General features: G+C 72.0%; 14 protein-coding genes. 9 read left to right on the top strand and 5 right to left on the bottom strand.

The features are described from left to right. The first annotated feature begins 4 nt into the window (after positions 1–4). Both NAG42_RS20400 and NAG42_RS20395 read left to right on the top strand, forming a co-directional pair. On the top strand, positions 5–1,654 hold the full coding sequence (locus tag NAG42_RS20400) for a GTPase (RefSeq protein WP_250032155.1): 1,650 nt from the start codon (positions 5–7) through the stop codon (positions 1,652–1,654). 37 nt (positions 1,655–1,691) lie between these two features. Further along, a complete protein-coding gene (locus NAG42_RS20395) occupies positions 1,692–2,903 on the top strand; it encodes a hypothetical protein (RefSeq protein WP_250032032.1) in 1,212 nt (403 codons plus the stop codon). On the opposite strand, the gene NAG42_RS20390 is transcribed toward NAG42_RS20395, so the two are convergent. Further along, a complete protein-coding gene (locus NAG42_RS20390) occupies positions 2,904–4,445 on the bottom strand; it encodes a hypothetical protein (protein ID WP_250032031.1) in 1,542 nt (513 codons plus the stop codon). A 563-nt stretch (positions 4,446–5,008) separates the two neighbouring features. On the opposite strand from NAG42_RS20390, the gene pdhA reads away from it, so the two are divergent. The 6 genes from pdhA (at position 5,009) to NAG42_RS20360 (ending at position 14,937) form a co-directional block, all read left to right on the top strand. Further along, entirely contained in the window at positions 5,009–6,148 is a 1,140-nt protein-coding gene (pdhA, locus tag NAG42_RS20385) for a pyruvate dehydrogenase (acetyl-transferring) E1 component subunit alpha (RefSeq protein WP_250032030.1), read from the top strand. After that, complete coding sequence (locus tag NAG42_RS20380) at positions 6,145–7,134, top strand: alpha-ketoacid dehydrogenase subunit beta (protein WP_250032152.1); 990 nt, start codon at positions 6,145–6,147, stop codon at positions 7,132–7,134. The genes pdhA and NAG42_RS20380 overlap by 4 nt, the downstream gene beginning before the upstream one ends. Positions 7,135–7,139: 5 nt before the next feature. Continuing rightward, entirely contained in the window at positions 7,140–8,582 is a 1,443-nt protein-coding gene (locus NAG42_RS20375; protein WP_250032029.1) for a dihydrolipoamide acetyltransferase family protein, read from the top strand. Positions 8,583–8,757: 175 nt separating this feature from the next. After that, positions 8,758–8,895, top strand: coding sequence for a hypothetical protein (locus NAG42_RS20370; RefSeq protein WP_250000655.1), 138 nt, complete (start codon positions 8,758–8,760; stop codon positions 8,893–8,895). A gap of 300 nt (positions 8,896–9,195) precedes the next feature. After that, positions 9,196–13,086 (top strand): LppU/SCO3897 family protein, encoded by a 3,891-nt coding sequence (locus tag NAG42_RS44190; protein WP_284045551.1) that lies wholly within the window; start codon positions 9,196–9,198, stop codon positions 13,084–13,086. A gap of 60 nt (positions 13,087–13,146) precedes the next feature. Continuing rightward, the gene (locus NAG42_RS20360) at positions 13,147–14,937 is read left to right on the top strand and encodes an NHL domain-containing thioredoxin family protein (protein ID WP_250032028.1); all 1,791 of its coding nucleotides are present in this window, start codon (positions 13,147–13,149) and stop codon (positions 14,935–14,937) included. A gap of 108 nt (positions 14,938–15,045) precedes the next feature. On the opposite strand, the gene NAG42_RS20355 is transcribed toward NAG42_RS20360, so the two are convergent. From NAG42_RS20355 to NAG42_RS20345, 3 genes are read right to left on the bottom strand one after another with little or no spacing between them, the layout of a single operon-like run. Beyond that, positions 15,046–15,807 (bottom strand): LamB/YcsF family protein, encoded by a 762-nt coding sequence (locus tag NAG42_RS20355; RefSeq protein WP_250032027.1) that lies wholly within the window; start codon positions 15,805–15,807, stop codon positions 15,046–15,048. Continuing rightward, the gene (locus NAG42_RS20350; RefSeq protein ID WP_438872420.1) at positions 15,794–16,765 is read right to left on the bottom strand and encodes a 5-oxoprolinase subunit C family protein; all 972 of its coding nucleotides are present in this window, start codon (positions 16,763–16,765) and stop codon (positions 15,794–15,796) included. Before NAG42_RS20350 ends, NAG42_RS20355 begins: the two co-directional genes overlap by 14 nt. Next, positions 16,663–17,262: a 5-oxoprolinase subunit B family protein gene (locus tag NAG42_RS20345; protein ID WP_250032024.1), complete on the bottom strand. Its 600-nt coding sequence runs from the start codon at positions 17,260–17,262 to the stop codon at positions 16,663–16,665. The genes NAG42_RS20350 and NAG42_RS20345 overlap by 103 nt, the downstream gene beginning before the upstream one ends. A 110-nt stretch (positions 17,263–17,372) precedes the next feature. On the opposite strand from NAG42_RS20345, the gene trhA reads away from it, so the two are divergent. Beyond that, the gene (trhA, locus tag NAG42_RS20340; RefSeq protein ID WP_250032023.1) at positions 17,373–18,050 is read left to right on the top strand and encodes a PAQR family membrane homeostasis protein TrhA; all 678 of its coding nucleotides are present in this window, start codon (positions 17,373–17,375) and stop codon (positions 18,048–18,050) included. Positions 18,051–18,107: 57 nt separating this feature from the next. Here trhA and NAG42_RS20335 read toward each other — a convergent pair whose 3' ends face one another. Continuing rightward, a complete protein-coding gene (locus tag NAG42_RS20335; RefSeq protein WP_250032021.1) occupies positions 18,108–18,488 on the bottom strand; it encodes a winged helix-turn-helix transcriptional regulator in 381 nt (126 codons plus the stop codon). Positions 18,489–18,562 lie beyond the last annotated feature (74 nt).

Below are 18,562 nucleotides of genomic sequence, written 5' to 3'. Positions count from 1 at the left end.
GGCGATGGCGGGCGACGAACGGGTGGACGCCGAGCGGCTGGTGGTGCGGCTCGAGGCGCTGAGCCGGTTCCTGCGCCTGGTCGACCCCCATCTGCCCGACAGCGACCTGGTGGCCGCCCACACGCTGGTCGAGCGGGCCGGCAACCGGCTCTCGCTGTCCCGCGACCACACCGTCGTCGCGCTCGCCGGCAGCACCGGCAGCGGCAAGTCCAGCCTGTTCAACGCCCTGGCCCGGCTCAAGCTGTCGCCGGTCGGCGTGCGGCGGCCGACGACCGGGGTGGCCCACGCCTGCGTCTGGGGCCCGCTGGAGCCGGCCAACCGGCTGCTCGACTGGGTCGGCGTGCTGCCCCGTCACCGGTTCATGCGGGAGAGCGCGCTGGACGGCGACGACGAGGCCTCGATGCGCGGGCTCGTGCTGCTCGACCTGCCCGACTTCGACTCGGTCGAGCGCGGTCACCGGCTCGAGGTCGACCGCCTGCTCGGCCTGGTCGACCTGATCGTCTGGGTGGTCGACCCGCAGAAATACGGCGACCGGATCCTGCACCAGGCCTATCTCTCCCAGTTCCGCTCGCACGCCGCGGTCACCGTGGTGGTGCTCAACCAGGCCGACCGGCTCTCCACTCAAGACACCGTGCTGGTGCTGGAAGACCTGAAACGGCTGCTCACCGAGGACGGCCTGGGCGAGGCGCCGGTGCTGGCCACCTCGGCCAAGCAGCCCGGCATGCTCAACGAACTGCGGGGATCGCTCGAGACCACGGTCGCCGAGCGGCAGGCCGCGCTGCGCCGGGTCGCCGGTGACCTCGACGCGGTCGGCGATCCGCTGACCGCCATGATCGGACCGCCCGCGGCCGAGGACGAGGTCGATCGGGCCACCGTGCGCCAGCTGACCGACGCGCTCGCCGCCTCGGCCGGTGTGGGTGCGGTGGCCGACGCGTCGGCCGCCGCCTATCGGCATCGGGCCGCCGCCGCCACCGGCTGGCCGCTGACCCGGGGGCTGCGCCGGCTGCGGCCCGACCCGCTGCGCCGCCTGCACCTCGACGACAAGCCCACCGAGACCGACGCGATCTCGCAGGAGATCGTGCCGCGCACCTCACTGCCCGAGGCCGACGCGGCCCAGAAATCGGCGGTCGGGCTGGCCGTGCGCGCGGTGTCCAGCCGGGCCGCGGCTCCGCTGCCCGAGGTCTGGAAGCCCGCGCTGGCCAACGCCGCCCGCTCCCGGGCGGCCGACCTGCCCGACGCGCTCGACCGCGCGGTCGGCCGGACCGAGCTCGGCCTGGCCAAGGCCCCGCTCTGGTGGCGGGCCGTCGGCGGCCTGCACTGGCTGTTCCTCGCGGCTGCGATCTTCGGGCTGGGCTGGCTGGCCGCGGGGTACGTGCTGCGCATCCTCGGACTGCCCGAACTAGACAATCCCGAGGTCGGCATCGTGCCCCTGCCCACCGTGCTGCTGGTCGGCGGCCTGCTGCTCGGGGTACTCCTGTGGCTGGTCACCCGGCCGCTGGTGGAATGGGGATCGCGGCGCGCCCGTAAGCGGGCCGAGCAACGACTACGGGCGTCGGTGTCCGAGGTCGGGCGCGAATACGTGGTGGCGCCGGTCCGGGAGGTACTGAATGCGTACGCACAAGCGCGTGAAGCTTTGACCACCGTGCGTTCGTAGTAGTACCAGCACGCACCGTGCCGGGTAGGCTCGCGACATGCCCGCACCCCAGACTCCGTACGAGGCGGTCCTGCACGCGGCCCGCGACGTGGCGAAGCTCGGCTGCGCGCTGGACGCCGAGATGCTGGGCACCGCCCTGCTCGGCAGCGTGTATGCGGTGGCCCAGGAGGACCGTGCCACCGCCGTCCGCGCTTTCGTCGGTGACTTCCTGGCCGCGACCACCCGCCGGCGCACCGCCTCGGCCACGACGATCCGCGAGGTCTTCGCCGCGCTCGTGCCCGACGCCGAGGGCACGGCCCAGGTCAAACCGGGTTCGCAGGCTCCGTCGTGGACCACCCAGCTGGGGCGGGTCCGGCCCACCGGCTGTTATGCGTATGGCGACGTCTACGGCGACCAGACGTCCTATCTGGTCACCTACGCCTACGACGACGTCGACGAGGGCGGCCCCGAGCACGCGGTCGTCGCGCTGGTCGACCACAACATCGGCATCGCCAAGGACATCTTCGTCGGCTCCTCGGCCGAGCGGATCCTCGAGCAGGTGCGGCAGATGTGCGCCGACGACGACCTGACCTGGTTCCGTGAGGAGGATCCGGGCCGGCTGCGGGGCGAGATCGACCGCCACCTCGAGATCACCGACGGCCTGACCGACCTGCCGTCCGAGGGCTCGCTGGCCACCGACCGGGCGCTGGCCGGCGCGCGGCTGGCCCTGCTGCCACCGGCGGTCATGCCGGCGCTCACCGAGCCGGCCGCGGTGAGCACCACCGACCTCGTCCGCGACTTCCTGGCCTCGCCCGAGGCAGCCCGGTTCGGGCTCGACCGGGTGCACGCCGACGACGAGCTGGCGTCGCTGCACTTCTGCCTGAGCCTGATCCTCGACCACGCGGCGAGCCTGCCCGACCCCGACCCGCTGCGGTGGAGCCCGGCGGTGGCGGGGCTGTTCCTGCTCGACTGGGTGCATCGGCGCGCGGTCCTCGACATGGACGACGCGGCCATGCTGCCCCGGGTCACGCGGGCCTGGTCGGCCTACGCGCTGCGCCGGCGCGACCTGCCCGAGGCGGCCGCCGAGCAGACCGACCTCGTGGTCGAGGAGATGATCCCCGAGTTCGCGCGGCTCTACGCGACGGGTGAGAAGCGCAGCCCGGCCACCGCGGCGGTGGCCCAGCTGATCTCCGAGGGCGTCGACCCCAACGACACCGACGCCATCGACGCCTGGATCGAGGCCAACCGCCACCGCCTCGACGGCAGCTGATCACCAGCGGCCGCTGAGGTCCTCGCTGTGGTCGGCGTGGTGCCGGCCCACCCGGGAGCTGCGTTGCTCTTCCGCTGTCTGATCCTCGGCGTGGTGCTGGCTGCCCGCTCGATGGCTGCCGCGATACGAGCGGTTCTGATTCTCCTCGGCGCGCGCCTCGGGATTCACCCGGTTCCCGTGGTTGCCGCCGTTGGCGAAGCCGCGCTCGAGGATGGCGGTCGGTCGGATGTTGTGCGGACGTTCGGCCACAGCTGACCTCCGGCTGTGTTCGGACCGGTCTCGCGACCGGTGACGGTTGGTTTTCTCCTCGCACCGGCGGCTCTGCTGCCGGTCGGGACGGTGGTGGCGGGACGGCTTGTCACCGCATTCGCGCCGCTCGTGGCAGGCGGGGCGATCGGACCAGGCCGGCTTGCGTCCGGAGTCGTCGGCGGGCTCGTCATCACCCGAGTCGCCGTCGCTGTCGCCGGAGTCGTTGTCGCTGTCGCTGTCGCCGTCATGCGAGTCGCTGGCCGAGTCACTGTCGCCCGAGTCGCTGCCCGAGTCACTGTCGCCCGAGTCGCTATCGCCCGAGTCGCTATCGCCCGAGTCGTTGTCGTGCGGATCGCTGCCGTGCGAATCGCCATCGCCGGAGCCGCCGTCATGCGAATCGCCATCGCCGGAGCCGCCGTCATGCGAATTGCCATCGCTGGAGCCGCCGTCATGCGAATCGCTGTCGTTCGAGTCGTTGGGGTCGGGCATATCGTGAGCCGGTGGCCGGGCTCGCCGATGCCACTCGTGGCGCGGGGGTGGCTCGTCGTCGGCATCCTCGCCGGGCACTGACGGCAGTTCGGGATCATCCGGCTCGGCAGGGATCACCGGTTCAGCCGGGCGGGCAGGCTTGCCCGGCTGAGTGGGCTTGGCCGGCTTGGTGGGCTTGGCCGGCGTGGTGGGCTTGGTGGGCTTGGTGGGCTTGGTGGGCTTGGCCGGCTTGGTGGGCTGCGCAGGCTTGGCGGGCCAGCGGGCGGGCTCGTCGCGGTGGCCGCCGTCGCTGCCATTCCCGCCACCGCGATTCCGGTCACCGCGAGCCCCGTCCCCACGATTCCGGTCGCCGCGCCCGCTGTCGCCACGGTTCCCGCCGTTTCGGTCCCGGTCGTCGCGAGAGACCCCATCCCGTACGCCATCAGGGCCCCCGCCGGCAGACGGCGCCCGACCTCGCGAACCCGACGAATCACCGCGCGCTCCCGGCGTCACCGGCTCCCGCCGGCCGGCCTGGCCGAGCAACTGCCCGGCCCGGATTGCGGCGTCCGCGCTCTGCGACGCTCCGCGAGCCGATCCGGCACCGTCATCCGGCGCCTGGGAAGGAGCTTCCGAAGCAGGCGCTCGAGAAACCGGCGCCGGCGAGGACGGAGACGTGTAGGACGACGGTGGCCCGACCGGCCCCGACGAGGCCGGTGGCAGGAACGGGATGTCCATCGTGTCCGTCCGCCCGCCCGACAGTTCCCGCGAGCCCGCCGTGATCGCGGCCAGGGTCGGCACCGAGGCCAGCCCGACCAGCATCGCCACCACGAGCACGTAGCGACGCGTGGGCCCGTTGAATCCGCTGTCGGCCCGGTAGACCCCGTTGAGCCGCTTGCGCATCACCTTCATCGGCGGCACGAGATCGTCGTCGTGATCGTCCGGCACCTGCGGGCTCCCCCTCTGGGTCGGCATGGACGGGTGCGGCCGGTTGCAATGATCAACACCGATCCGTCACGGTCATCGGGGAGAACGACGCATGAGGCCATCGGCAGCGGCGTAAAGAGGTCGTTCGTACGGTAGTGACCGTACGAAAGCCGCTTATTTGGACAAATACGGGCACCGATATAACCGAGGAATTTCGCGACTGTGATCGACCTGACCTGTAATGAGGCTCACGTTCTCTGTCAGGATGGGGGCGACGGCACCGCCGCCGTCGCTTCCGCCGACCCAGCGGGGCACGAGGTGGGGACCGTCACTCCCCGGCGGGGTCCAGGCCCGCGCCGAAACGTCGCGCGGCAACCTCACCCGGGCCAGGCGCGACGACCACCGGTCCGTCGCGCGGACGGGCAACACCCGTCGCGGGCGCAGAGATGAACAGGGAGACACGGATGGCAAACGGCGTGAGCGACGTCGGGGCGGACGCCCCGGCAGGCGGCTTCGTCCAACTGCTGACCCCCGACGGTGAGCGCATCGACAGCGTCACCACCGCCGACGGCACGACCTATTCCGTCGACTTCACCGACGAGGAATACCGCAGCCTCTACCACGACCTGGTGACCGTCCGCCGCCTCGACGCCGAGGCGACCGCCCTGCAGCGCCAGGGTGAGCTGGGCATCTGGGCCAGTCTGCTGGGGCAGGAAGCGGCCCAGGTCGGCTCCGGCCGCGCACTGCGCCCGCAGGACATGGCCTTCCCGACCTATCGCGAGCACGGCGTCCTCTACACCCGCGGCATCGACCCGATCATGCCGTTCGGCCTGTTCCGCGGCGTCGACCAGGGTGGCTGGGACGCCAACGAGCACCGTTTCAACGGCTACACCATCGTGATCGGCTCGCAGACGCTGCACGCGACCGGTTACGCGATGGGCGTGACCATGGACGGCAAGACCGGCACCCCCGACGGCGAGGCTGTGATCGCCTACTTCGGCGACGGCGCGACCAGTCAGGGCGAGGTCAACGAGGCATTCGTCTGGGCCGGCGTCTTCCACGCCCCGATGGTCTTCTTCTGCCAGAACAACCAGTACGCGATCTCCGAGCCGCTCGAGCGGCAGACCCGCATCCCGCTCTACCGCCGCGCGGCCGGCTTCGGCTTCCCGGGCGTCCGCATCGACGGCAACGACGTGCTGGCCAGCTTCGCCGTGACCCGGGCGGCGCTGGACAACGCGCGCAACGGCCAGGGCCCGACGCTGATCGAGGCCTACACCTACCGGATGGGTGCGCACACCAGCTCCGACGACCCGACCCGCTACCGCATCGCCAGCGAGGTCGAGTCGTGGAAGGCCAAGGACCCGATCTCGCGGCTCAGGGCGTTCCTGGCCAAGCAGCAGATCGCCGGGGACGACTTCTTCGCCGCGGTCGACGAGTCGGCCAAGACCCTTGCCCTCGAGCTGCGCGAAAAGGTGCTGGAGATGCCCGACCCCCAGCCGGTCAGCATGTTCGACCACGTCTACCCGCACGGCTCGCCCGAGGTGGACGCGCAGCGCGCCCGGTTCGCCGACTACCACGCCTCGTTCGAGGGGAGCGACCACTGATGGCTGAGACGATCACCTTGGGCAAGGCGCTCAACCACGGCCTGCGCCGCTCGCTGGAGGGCGACGACAAGGTCGTCATCATGGGCGAGGACGTCGGCAAGCTCGGCGGCGTCTTCCGCATCACCGACGGCCTGCAGAAGGACTTCGGCGAGGACCGGGTCATCGACACCCCGCTGGCCGAGGCGGGCATCATCGGCACCGCGGTCGGCTTGGCCATCCGTGGCTACCGGCCGGTGTGCGAGATCCAGTTCGACGGGTTCGTCTTCCCGGCCTACAACCAGATCGTCGCCCAGGTCGCCAAGATGTTCTACCGCTCCAAGGGCAAGGTGCGGCTGCCGATCGTCATCCGGATCCCGTTCGGCGGCGGCATCGGCGCGGTCGAGCACCACTCCGAGTCGCCCGAGGCGTATTTCGCGCACACCCCCGGCCTCAAGGTCGTGACCTGCTCGAACCCCTCGGACGCGTACACGATGATCCAGCAGGCGATCGCCTCGGACGACCCGATCGTCTTCTTCGAGCCCAAGCGGCGCTACTGGGAGAAGGGTGAGGTCGAGCTCGGAGCCGACCTGTCCGGCGCCTTCCCGCTGCACTCGGCCCGGGTGGTCCGCGAGGGCACCGACGCGACCGTGCTGGCCTATGGCCCGATGGTGCGCACGGCCCTGGACGCGGCCTCGGCCGCCGCCGAGGACGGGCGCAATCTCGAGGTCATCGACCTGCGCACGATCTCGCCGGTCGACTACGAGAAGATCTACGCCTCGGTCCGCAGGACCGGCCGGGCCATCGTCGTCCACGAGGCCCCGGGCAACATCGGCCTCGGCGCCGAGCTGGCCGCGCGCATCCAGGAGCAGTGTTTCTACTCCCTCGAGGCGCCGGTGCTGCGGGTGACCGGATACGACATCCCGTACCCGGCGGCCCGGGTCGAGGAGGAGTACCTCCCCGATCTCGACCGGGTGCTGGACGCCGTCGACCGTTCGTTCGGCTGGTGACGCCGATGTCCCGCGTCAAGGAGTTCAACCTGCCCGACCTCGGCGAGGGTCTCACCGAGGGCGAGATCCTGTCCTGGCTGGTCAAGGTGGGCGACACGATCGAGCTCAACCAGCCGATCGTCGAGGTCGAGACGGCCAAGGCCGCGGTCGAGATCCCGGCCAAGTGGGCCGGCGTCGTCTCGAAGATCTACGTCGAGGCCGGCACGACGGTCGAGGTCGGCGCGCCCATCGTGGCGATCGACACCGACCCGGCAGCCGGGCCGTTGCCGTCGGATCTGCCCGGTCCCGCGCCGTCGGCCGAGTCGCTGGCCGCGGTCGAGATCGCGCCGGCCGAGGGTTCCGTCGAGCCCGGCATGATCGGCGGTCCCGCGCCCGGCGGCCGCACGGCTGTGCTGGTGGGCTACGGACCCAAGACGACCACGGCGAAGAGGCGACCCCGGATCGGGGCGCCGAACGGCAGCGCGGCCACCGCGCCGGCTCCCGTGGCGCCGCCGACGCCGGTGGCTCCACCACCGCCTCCGCCTCCGGTGGCGCCCGCGCCGAGCGGGGTCCGGGTGCTGGCCAAGCCGCCAGTGCGCAAGCTCGCGCGCGATCTGGGCGTCGACCTCACGACGATCACCGGCAGTGGCCCGCTCGGGTCGGTGACCCGGGACGACGTACACCAAGCGGCCGCGACCCCGGCCGAAGCGCCGGTCGCGGCACCCGCCGTGACCAGCACCCCGGCCGCGGCGGTCTTCGACGCGAGCCGTGAGCAGCGCATCCCGGTGAAGGGCGTGCGCAAGCTCACGGCGGCGAACATGGTCGCGTCGGCCTTCACCGCGCCGCACGTCACCGAGTTCCTCACGGTCGACGTGACCCGCACGATGAAGGCGCTGGACAAGCTCAAGAGCCGGCGTGAGTTCCGTGAGGTGCGCATCTCGCCGCTGTTGCTGGTGGCCAAGGCCGTGCTGCTCGCGGTCCGGCGCCACCCGATGGTCAACTCGACCTGGTCGGCCGAGACCAACGAGATCGTCGTCAAGGAGTACGTGAATCTCGGCATCGCGGCGGCGACCGAGCGTGGCCTGATCGTGCCCAACGTCAAGGACGCCGGCCGTCTCAGCCTGCGGGAACTGGCTGAGGCGCTCAACACTCTGGTCCAGGTGGCGAAGTCCGGAAAGACCTCGCCGTCCGACATGGCCGGTGGGACCCTTTCGATCACGAATGTCGGAGTGTTCGGAATCGATACGGGAACCCCGATCCTGCCACCGGGCGAGTCGGCGATCCTGGCCTTCGGGGCGATCCGGCCGATGCCCTGGGTGCACAAAGACAAGATCAAGGTGCGCCAGGTGACGACGCTCGGGCTCTCCTTCGACCATCGGATCGTCGACGGCGAGCTGGGTTCGAAGTTTCTGCGCGACGTCGGCGACTTCCTCACCGATCCCGAGGGCGCACTACTGTCGTGGACCTAGGCACGTCCGAAGTTTCGTAGGCAACCGAATTTCTTGACCTACGATCGTTAGGCACGTGCGCGACGTCACCCCCCAAATCGTTGGTCGCTTGTCCCGTTCTGACGCACAATGGAGTCACGACGGGACAAGCACCACGATGGGCCGGACAACCCGGCCCGAGGGAAGTGAAAAGGTAATGAGCATCGCCGATCGCGTTCGTCAGCGCCGGTTGATCAACCGCCAGAACCGCGCCATCGACCGGGCCTGGATGACCGCACCGACCCAGTCGATGCGCGACGAGATCGCCATCTTCGCCCAGCGCCGGAGCTTCTGACCTCAACGGCGCCACGGCCCGTCCGGATCCCCCTCCGGACGGGCCGTTCGCCTTTTCGCGGCATTGTCACAGTTCTCTTCGAGGTTCCCCTCCCGGGCGTACGCCGGGATTCCTCCGTGCGCGATCGCCCGGTACGGTGGGGCACGGTCATCGAGCCGGCTCGGCCGGTCGGCGCGAGGCCGGGGCTCCCGACCGGCGGTCGGAAACCCCGCACGGCCTGGCCTCAGAGCTGGGCACGACGCCGGTGGTGGCCGGCGTCCGTGCAGAGCTGGCACGGCCGCATGAAACGAGGAGGCGCTCATGACGTCCGAGGGGCACTACGCCGGCTCACAGCCGGCCGAGGCCACGTCGGGCGGTCCTTCGCCGGACGGCTTCCCGCCGGACGCGGACGGACAGCGAGTTTCGGGCCGGGCTTCCGCCCCGGCGCCCGCCGACGGTTTCCCCAGCTCCTACGGCCCTCCGCCGCAGGCCACGCCCAACGGCGGCTCGCCGTTCGTGGTGCCTGCCGTGCCCACGTTCGGCCAGGGCCCCGACGGCCCGCGCCCGGCCGCCGGCACGTCGTACGGTTCGGCTCGCGTGCCCGCGCCCGAGGAGAGCAGTGCCCTCCCGCAGCGTCAGCCGGCCCCGGCTCCCTCGCCCGCCGAGGGTGGCGGCCTGCCTCAGCGAGGCGCCGCGTCGCCGTACGGTTCGGTTTCGCCCGGTGAGTCCTTCGGCCCGCCGCCGGCCGGCTTCGGCGCCCCGTCGCCCGAGACTCCGCCCGCACCGGCCGAGCAGCCGCAGTCCGTCTGGGGTCCGCCGCCGTCGCCGCCGTCCCGGGCACCGCTCGAGCAGAGTTTCATCCAGCGTCCCGGCGCCCCCTTGCCGCAGCGCAACGCCAACGCCGTTCCTGGCGACCCGGTCGACGGGTTCGACGGGTTCGCCGCCGCCTCGCGCGGCTCCGCCGAGCGCGCGCCGGCCGACCGGGAGCAGGCCGACCCGGCCGCCGGTCGGTCGCCCGGCCTCTCCCCGTTCGGCGACCAGCGCGTCCGGGTTCCCGGGGCCACGCTGACCGATCTGCCCGACGCCCCGCCGCCTGGTCGTCCCGGCGACAGCGGTGGATTCCCGCTGCGCGGTGGCGGCAGCGGCTCGGCCTTTCCGATCCGCCGCGGCAGCGAGGGCGGGGCCCCGCCTTCGCCCGCGGCCGGTGACCTGCCGGTCCGGGCCACCGGTGCACCGTCCGACGAGCTGCCGGTCCGCGCGGCCGGTGAGCTGCCGGTTCGCGGCCAGCAGACGCCCTTCGGGCCCCCCGCGAGCTACCCGAGTCAGCCGGCTGCCGGTTCTGCGGGGTCCAACGGCTTCAGCGCCTTCGGCGCGCCCGCGCCGGAGTCCGCACCCGACCCGTACGGTCGGTCCGAGCCCTTCGCCGACCCGTTCGGCCGTTCCTCGTCCCCGGCCGACGGTGGCGCACAGCCGCCCAGCCCGACCCCTGGGGACGCCGACTCCGAGCGTGGCGGTCTGCCCGACCCGTTCGGCCGCACCTCCGGCTCCGGCTCCGGCTCCGGCTCCGGCTCCGGCTCCGATGAGGCTGCGCCCGCCGGTCCGGTCTTCGGCAGCGCCCGGCCGGCCGGCGACGGTCCGGCCGTGTTCGGCTCGGCCCGCCCCACGCCGCCCTTCGGCCAGTCCGGGAACGAGTCCGGCCCAGCCACGCCCGGCAGCGGTGGCCCTACCTATGGCTCCGCCCGCACCGCCACGCCCTACGGCCAGCCCGAGGGTGACCCGGCCGCGGCGGCTCCGGGCAGCGGCTCGCCCGCGTTCGGCTCGGCCCGCCCAGGGTCGTACGGCCGTCCCGAGTCCAGCTTCGGCGCTGACAACGACGCCCCGGTGTACGGGTCCGCCCGCCCCGACTCCCCGTTCGGCCGGTCCGAGGGTGACTCCGGCCCGGCGACTCCCGGCAGCGGCGGCCCTACCTATGGCTCCGCTCGCCCCGCCGGGCCCTACGGCTCCGACAACGACTCCGGTCCAGCCAGCCCCACCTACGGCTCCGCCCGTCCCGCCGGGCCCTACGGCTCCGACAACGACTCCGGTCCGGCCACACCGGGCAGCGGCAGCCCCACCTACGGCTCGGCTCGGCCCGCCGCGCCCTACGGCGGTGACAACGAGGGCACGTCCTACGGCTCGGCTTCGCCGTTCGGCTCGACCGACAACGAAGTGGCACCGGCCGCTCCCGGCAGCGGCGGTCCCGCGTTCGGCTCGGCTCGCCCGGCTGACCAGGGTGATCCTCGGCCGACGTACGGGTCCGCCCGTCCGGTCTCACCGTTCGGCGCCGACCAGCCGGGGGACGACGAGCAGTCGCCGTTCGGCAACCGGCCGGACGCCGGCGCCGACCAGCCGCCCTCGCCGTTCGGCGTGCGGCGCGAGCCGGGTGCCGCCTACGGCGCCGCGCGGTCCGAGGGCTCCTTCGGCCCGGGCGGTGACGACCACCCCGGCGGCGACGTCTTCGGGCGACGCCCCGAGCAGGGTGACAACGTCTTCGGACAGCGGCCTGAGCAGGACAGCAACCCGTTCGGACAGCGGCCCGAGCAAGACAGCAACCCGTTCGGACAACGGCCCGAGCAGGGTGACAACGCCTTCGGGCGGCAGCCCGAGCAGGGTGGCAACGTCTTCGGGCAACGGTCCGAGCAAGACAACAACCCGTTCGGACAGCGGCCCGAGCAGGGTGACAACGCCTTCGGGCGGCAGCCCGAGCAGGGTGGCAACGTCTTCGGGCAGCGATCCGAGCAGGACAACAACCCGTTCGGACAACGACCCGAGCAAGACAGCAACCCGTTCGGACAGCGCGCCGAGCAGGGTGACAACGTCTTCGGACAGCGCGCCGAGCAGTCCGGTGACGAGGTCTTCGGCCGGCCGGGTGGACAGTCCGACGACCACCCCGGCGGCTATCCGCAGCGGGTGCCGGGTGCCGCACTCGGTGCCCTGGGCTCCTCCGCGGCCGCCGAGTCGCGCAACGGCGCCGTGCCGGCGCCGCGTGACCCGGCCGAGAACCCGCCGGCTTTGGGCTCGGCCCGTCCGGTCGCCGCGAGCGCCTCGGTGCCCACGCCCGGCCGGGCGACTCCGGTCGACCCGTCCGAGATCCCGCCGCCGTCCGCCGCGCCCCAGGCTCGGGTCTACGGCCGTCCGGCCCCCGCCGACGACTCCGGCGACGACGCCCCGGCTGAGCCGCCGGCCCGCGGCGACGACCAGGGCGGCACTTTCCCGGCCGATTCCCCGTTCGGCCCCCGGCCGGGCGAGGACCGTTCCGCGCCGGCTTCCGGCGCGTTCGGCTCGCCGGCGTACCCGGGGTCGTCGAACGACGCCAACGAGTCCGGTGCACCCGGTGTCGCGCCGCAGTCGCCCGCCCGGGCCACTGCTCGTGCCTCGGCGAGTGCCCGGGTGATCCCGGCCGGCGGCCCCGGCAACCCGCCGACCGGTATGCCGTCGGCGCCGGCCATGCCCGGTGCGGCGCCGGAGCCGGCACCGCCCGGTTCGCCCTATGCCGACCGGCCCGGTGCGCCCGGGCCCCGGCCCGGCGAGCCCTTCAGCGAGCTGACCACCGACATCGCGGGCCGCGACCAGCAGCCCTACGTGCCGGCGCCGGCGCTGCCGCCGATGCCCCCGGGTCTCAACGGCTTCGACCCGGCCACCCAGCCTCGGTCCAACGGCTTCGGCCCGCCGTCGCCGGACGGTTTCGGCCCGAGCCCGCAGTCGCCGGATGGATTCGACAACTTCCCCGGCTCGACCAGCCGGGCCACGGTCACGCCGCCGACCCCGGAGGAGACGACCAGCTGGCCGGGCGTCGAGGCCGACCAGGGCCGGTTCGACAGCTTCAAGCCCGAGGCGAAGCCTGCGGCGGCCAAGGCCGAGACACCGCACGTCCGCGTGCTTCCGATCCTGATCGCGGTCGTGGTGGGCGCGCTGCTGCTGCTGGGCATCGTGTTCGGCATCGTCTATCTGGTGGCGGGCGGCAAGGACAACTCGCTGTCGGTCATCCAGGGCGAGTGCGTGAAGCGCGAGGGCGAGGCCGCCATCAAGTCCGAGTGCTCGGACGCCACGGCGTTCCAGGTCGTGTCCATTGTGGCCGACAAGGGTGAGTGCGCCGACCCGCAGCAGCCGTACGTGGTCAACAAGACCTCGGACGGCAAGAACCAGGTCCTCTGCCTCAAGCCGAACTCCTGACGCTGTCATCCTGACCACCTTCGTGTCGTACCGGACCATCCGGTACGGCACGATGGTGCGATGACTGCACGTGTGCGGGCGCCCGAACTGCGGGGCCGTGGCTGGCTGAACACCGGTGGCCGGGAGCTGACCCTGGCCGACCTGCGCGGCAAGATCGTCATCCTGGACTTCTGGACCTACGGCTGCATCAACTGCCTGCACGTGCTGGACGAGTTGCGCCCGCTGGAGCAGAAATACGGTGACGCCGTCGTGATGATCGGCGTCCACTCGCCGAAATTCCAGCACGAGCGTGATCACCAGGCGCTGGCCGCGGCCGTCGAACGGTACGGCGTGCACCACCCGGTCGTCGACGACGCCGACATGCATCTCTGGCAGCAGTACGCGGCGAAGGCCTGGCCCACGCTGGCGGTGGTCGACCCGACCGGTTACCTGGTCGCGTCGATGGCCGGCGAGGGCCACGCCGAGGGCCTGTCCCGGCTGGTCGACGAGCTGATCGCCAAGCACACCGCGGACGGCACGCTGCATCGCGGCGACGGCCCGTACGTTCCGCCGCCCGCCGCCGACACCGTCTTCCGCTTCCCCGGCAAGGCTCTCGAGCTGCCCGGCGGTCACCTGCTGGTCAGCGACACCGCCCGGCACTCGATCGTCGAGGTCGAGGCCGACGGCGAGACGCTGGTCCGCCGCTTCGGCACGGGCGAGCGGGGCGGCCCGTTCAGCGAGCCGCAGGGCCTGCTCCTGCTGCCGCCCGAGGTCGCGTCCGTCGCCGGTTACGACGTGGTGGTCGCCGACACCGTCAACCACCAGCTGCGCGGGCTGCGCCTGGCCGACGGCGAGATCACCCTGGTCGCCGGGTCGGGCCGCCCGTGGCGGACGGCCGTCGACGAACACGCCCACGACGCGCTGGCCACCGATCTTTCCTCCCCGTGGGACGTCGCCTGGTACGACGACCGCGTGATCGTCGCGATGGCCGGCATCCATCAGCTCTGGTGGTTCGACCCGATCAAGCGCACGGTCGGCGTCTACGCCGGCACGACGGTCGAATCGCTGCGCGACGGCCCGATCCCCGACGTCTGGATGGCCCAGCCCTCCGGCCTCTCGGTCGGCGGTGACCGGCTGTGGATCGCCGACAGCGAGACCTCGGCGCTGCGCTACATCGAGCGGGGTGTCCTGCACACCGCCGTCGGCCAGGGCCTGTTCGACTTCGGCCACGTGGACGGCCCGGCCAAGGAGGCGCTCTTCCAGCACCCGCTAGGGGTGGCCGCACTCCCCGACGGCTCGGTGCTGGTCGCCGACACCTACAACGGCGCGATCCGGCGCTTCGACCCTCAGACCGACGAGGTCTCCACTGTCGACTCCGGCCTGGCCGAGCCGAGCGACGTCCTGGTGACCAGCACCGGCGACGTACTCGTGGTCGAGTCGGGCGCGCACCGCCTGACCCGGCTCGCCCCCGGAGCGGTCCGCACGGTCACCGGCGAGCGCCACCGCACCGAGCGCCCGGCCTCCCCGGTCGCTCCCGGCCCGCTCACCCTCGACGTGGTGTTCACCCCCGCGCCCGGCCAGAAGCTGGACACCCAGTTCGGCCCGTCGACCCGGCTCGAGGTCTCGGCGTCGCCACCCGAGCTGCTGCTGGAGGGCGCCGGCTCGACCACCGACCTGTCCCGCGCCCTGGTGATCAATCCGAACGTCACGGAGGGTGTGCTGCAGGTGGTCGCCCAGGCCGCGACGTGCGACGTCGACGTCGAATTCGCCGCCTGCCACCTGACCCGCCAGGACTGGGGCGTCCCGATCGTGGTCACCCCCGACGGCCCGAACCGCCTCCCGCTCATCCTGCGCGGCCTCGACGACGCCTGATCGCACCGGTCCGGCCGGCACCCCCAACAACCAGCCCACCCCGCCCGACCAGGGGGCGGGCCCAAGCTACCTGGTTGTCAAGCCGTCAGCGTGAGTTATCCACAGGCGTCACGGGCGGAACGGCTCCACGACCAAGCCGGCACGGGTCAGTCCGGCGCGGACCCGGGTGGCCAGCTGGACCGCGCCCGGGGTGTCACCGTGTACGCAGATCGAGGCCACCGGCGCCGGCACCAGTTCGCCGTCGGCGGTTTCGACCACTTGCTCGACCGCCATCCGTACCGCGCGGGCGACAACCTCGTCCGGGTTGTGCACAACAGCGCCCGGCAGTGAACGCGGCATCAGTGTTCCGTCGGCGCGGTAGCCGCGATCGGCGAAGCCCTCCCCGACCACGGTGATCCCGGCCCCAGCGGCGAGGCGCGACAAGACCGAACCCGGCTGGCACAGCACCGGCAGGGCCGCGTCGTAGGCCCGGACGGCGGCCACCACCGCGCCGGCCTGACCCTCGTCGACGGCCGCGGTGTTGTAGAGCGCGCCATGCGGCTTCACGTAGGCCACCCGCCCGCCGGCGACCCGGCAGAACGCTTCGAGTGCCCCCATTTGGTACAGAATGTCGTCGCGCAGCTCGTCCAGGTCGTAGTCGATCCGCCGCCGCCCGAATCCGGCCAGATCGCGATAGCCGACCTGTGCCCCGATCGCCACCGACCGCTCGACCGCCGCACCGCAGATCCGGTGCATCGTGGACGGATCCCCCGCGTGGAACCCGCACGCGACGTTGGCCGAGGTCACCACGCCCAGCAACGCGTCGTCGTCGCCCAGTGCCCAGCGGCCGAAGCCTTCGCCCAGGTCGGCGTTCAGATCAACGGAGTTCACGAAACCGCACCGTACTCCCCGGGCGCGCCTGCGCGAGCGCCGTCACATCGTCGACCACCCCGATCACCGGGTAGCCGCCGGTGGTCGGATGGTCGGCCAGAAAGACAAGCGGCTGCCCATCGGCGGGAACCTGGATCGCCCCGAGCACCACACCTTCCGACGGCAACTCGCCCTCCCGGACCCGCGTCACGGGCGCGCCGGTCAGGCGGCATCCGACCCGATTACTCATCGGGCTGACCTGGTACGCGTTCTCGAACAGTTCGCTCGCCAAGAACCAGTCATCCCGCGGGCCAAGCCACACCCCGAGCACCACCTCATCCGCGAGCAACCCGTTCTCCCCGTCGGCCGGAGGTGGTGAATGGGCGGGCAGAGAGGGGGCGGCTGGGGGCGAGGGGAAAGGTGAGTGGTGTGGGCTGAGGGCGAGGATTGTGCCGTTCGCCAGTTTGGGTGGACCCAACCCCGACAACGTGTCGGTCGAGCGGCTGCCCAGCACCGGCTCGACGTTCAGGCCGCCGGCCAAGGCCACATAGGACCGTACGCCTCGGGTTGCCTTGCCCACGTCGAGCACGGAGCCCGCCCCCACCTCGATCACCCCGGCCGGCACGGACAGCCCGTCGAGCTTGATCACGGCGTGGGCGCCGGTCACCGCGACCACGGCGGGCTCGTCGAAACGCAGCGCGCACCCCAGCAGCGTGGTCTCGAGACCGGCAGCCTCCGGCGGGTTCCCGACCAGGCTGTTCGCCCGCCGCAGGGCCGCTGCATCGAGGGCGCCCGAGCGAGGCACCCCGAGGTGGGCGTACCCGGAACGCCCTTGATCTTGAATGGTGGTCAGCGGGCCTGCCCGAACGACCGTGATCACGCGATCACCAGGCGCACCCTGGTGCCCGGGCTGAGCCGGGCCGGCGGATCGTCCCGTACGTCGAAAAGGGTCACCTCGGTGCGGCCGACCAGCCGCCATCCACCTGGCGAGGCGGTGGGATAGATGCCGCAGTATTCGCCGGCCAGAGCGACCGACCCGGCCGGCACCCGCGGCCGCGGAGCGTCGAGCCGCGGCACCTCGCCGCTCAGACCTCGCATGTACGCGAAACCGGGCGAGAACCCGCAGAACGCCACGGTGAGTGTCGTCTCGGTCAGACGCGCGACAGCCGCTGACACGGACAGCCCCCACAGCTCGGCGACGTAGTGCAGATCGTCCCCGTCGAACACGGTCGGGATCTCCACCAACGGTCCCGGCCGCTGTGCGGTGACCGGCGGCGGCGGCCAGTGGGCCAGCGCCTCGGCCAGATCCGGTTCCACGCCGTCCAGCAGCAGCGTGCCCGCCCCGGGAACGATGTCGATCACGTGCAGCTCGCCCGCCGCCCGCCGCCTCACGATTTCGCGGCGCCACGCCTCGACCTCGTCGCCGCCGGCGCACTCCAGCAGCACCGCGGAAGCCCCGGCGCGTCTCACCCTCATGGCGACATCCTGCCTTTTCCGGGCGGGACGGAGTAGGACCGCGCATCATCGAATGCGACGTGCCACACTTACTACTGACGAGTAACTTACGATACCGTAACCTGAATGACGTGACGACCTCCGCCCCGTTCCGGATGAGGCCGGCCGACCTCGGTAAGCCGAGGCTGCGCGGCCGGTTGCATCAATACGCGTTCTTCGTCGCGCTGGTCTGCGGCATCGTGTTGTGCTCGATCGCCCTCACTCGACCGGGCATCGAGCCGTTCCTGGGCACCCTGGTTTACAGCATCACCGTGTGCGGACTGTTCGGCATCAGCGCGCTCTATCACCGGCGGACCTGGACCGAGCGCGGCTACCAGATCATGCGCCGGCTGGATCACTCGATGATCTTCATTTTCATCGCCGGCACTTACACGCCGTTCTGCCTCGAGCTGTTGCCGCAGGGCAAGGCGACGCTGATGCTGGGCCTGATCTGGGGGGGCGCGCTCGGCGGCGTGGCGCTCAAGACGATCTGGCCGCACCTGCCCCGCTGGGCCGGTGCACCTCTCTATCTGGCGCTGGGCTGGGGCGCCGTCGCGATCCTGCCCGACGTGCTGCACCGCGGCGGCGTCACCTGCCTGGTGCTGCTGGCCGTGGGTGGAGTGATCTACAGCGTCGGTGCGGTCTTCTACGCCCTGCGCCGCCCGAACCCGTGGCCCGAGGTCTTCGGCCACCACGAGTTCTTCCACGCCTGCACGCTGGTCGCGGCGCTCTGCCACCACATCGCCATTTACTTCGCGCTCTACGCCTGAGCGGTCAAGCGAGCGGCCGGCGAGCGGCCGAAGCGAGCGAGCGGCCGAAGCGAGCGGTCAAAGCGAGCGGGACGTCATCCGTACGCCCGGGTTGTCGTAAGCGACCCGGGCCGCCTGCACGTCGTCGATGTGCAGCTCGGCCCACTTCTCGAGGGCGCCGACCAGATCGAGCAGGCTGCGCCCGAGCTCGGTCAGCGCGTAATCGACCCGCGGCGGCACCTCGGCGTGCACCGTGCGGCCGATCAGCCCGTCGCGCTCCAGGCCGCGCAGGGTCTGCGTGAGCATCTTGGGGCTCACCCCCTCGATCCGCCGGGACAGCGCCGTGTATCGCTGCGGGCCGTCGGCCAGCATCATCACGACCAGGACGCTCCACGTGTCGCCGATCCGGTCCAGGATCTGCCGGCTGGGACAGTTCTTCGCGTACGCGCTGGCTTCCACCGGATTACTATCCCTCGGGTGAGTACTGCACTTCAAGGTGCCTTCTATCCATCGGGAAGTGACCGCTGAGCAGC

Source organism: Paractinoplanes maris, from assembly GCF_023544465.1.
Taxonomy (GTDB): domain Bacteria; phylum Actinomycetota; class Actinomycetes; order Mycobacteriales; family Micromonosporaceae; genus Actinoplanes; species Actinoplanes maris.
The sequence above is the reverse complement of the archived record's forward strand: the minus strand, read 5'-3'. Positions and strand labels throughout refer to the sequence as shown.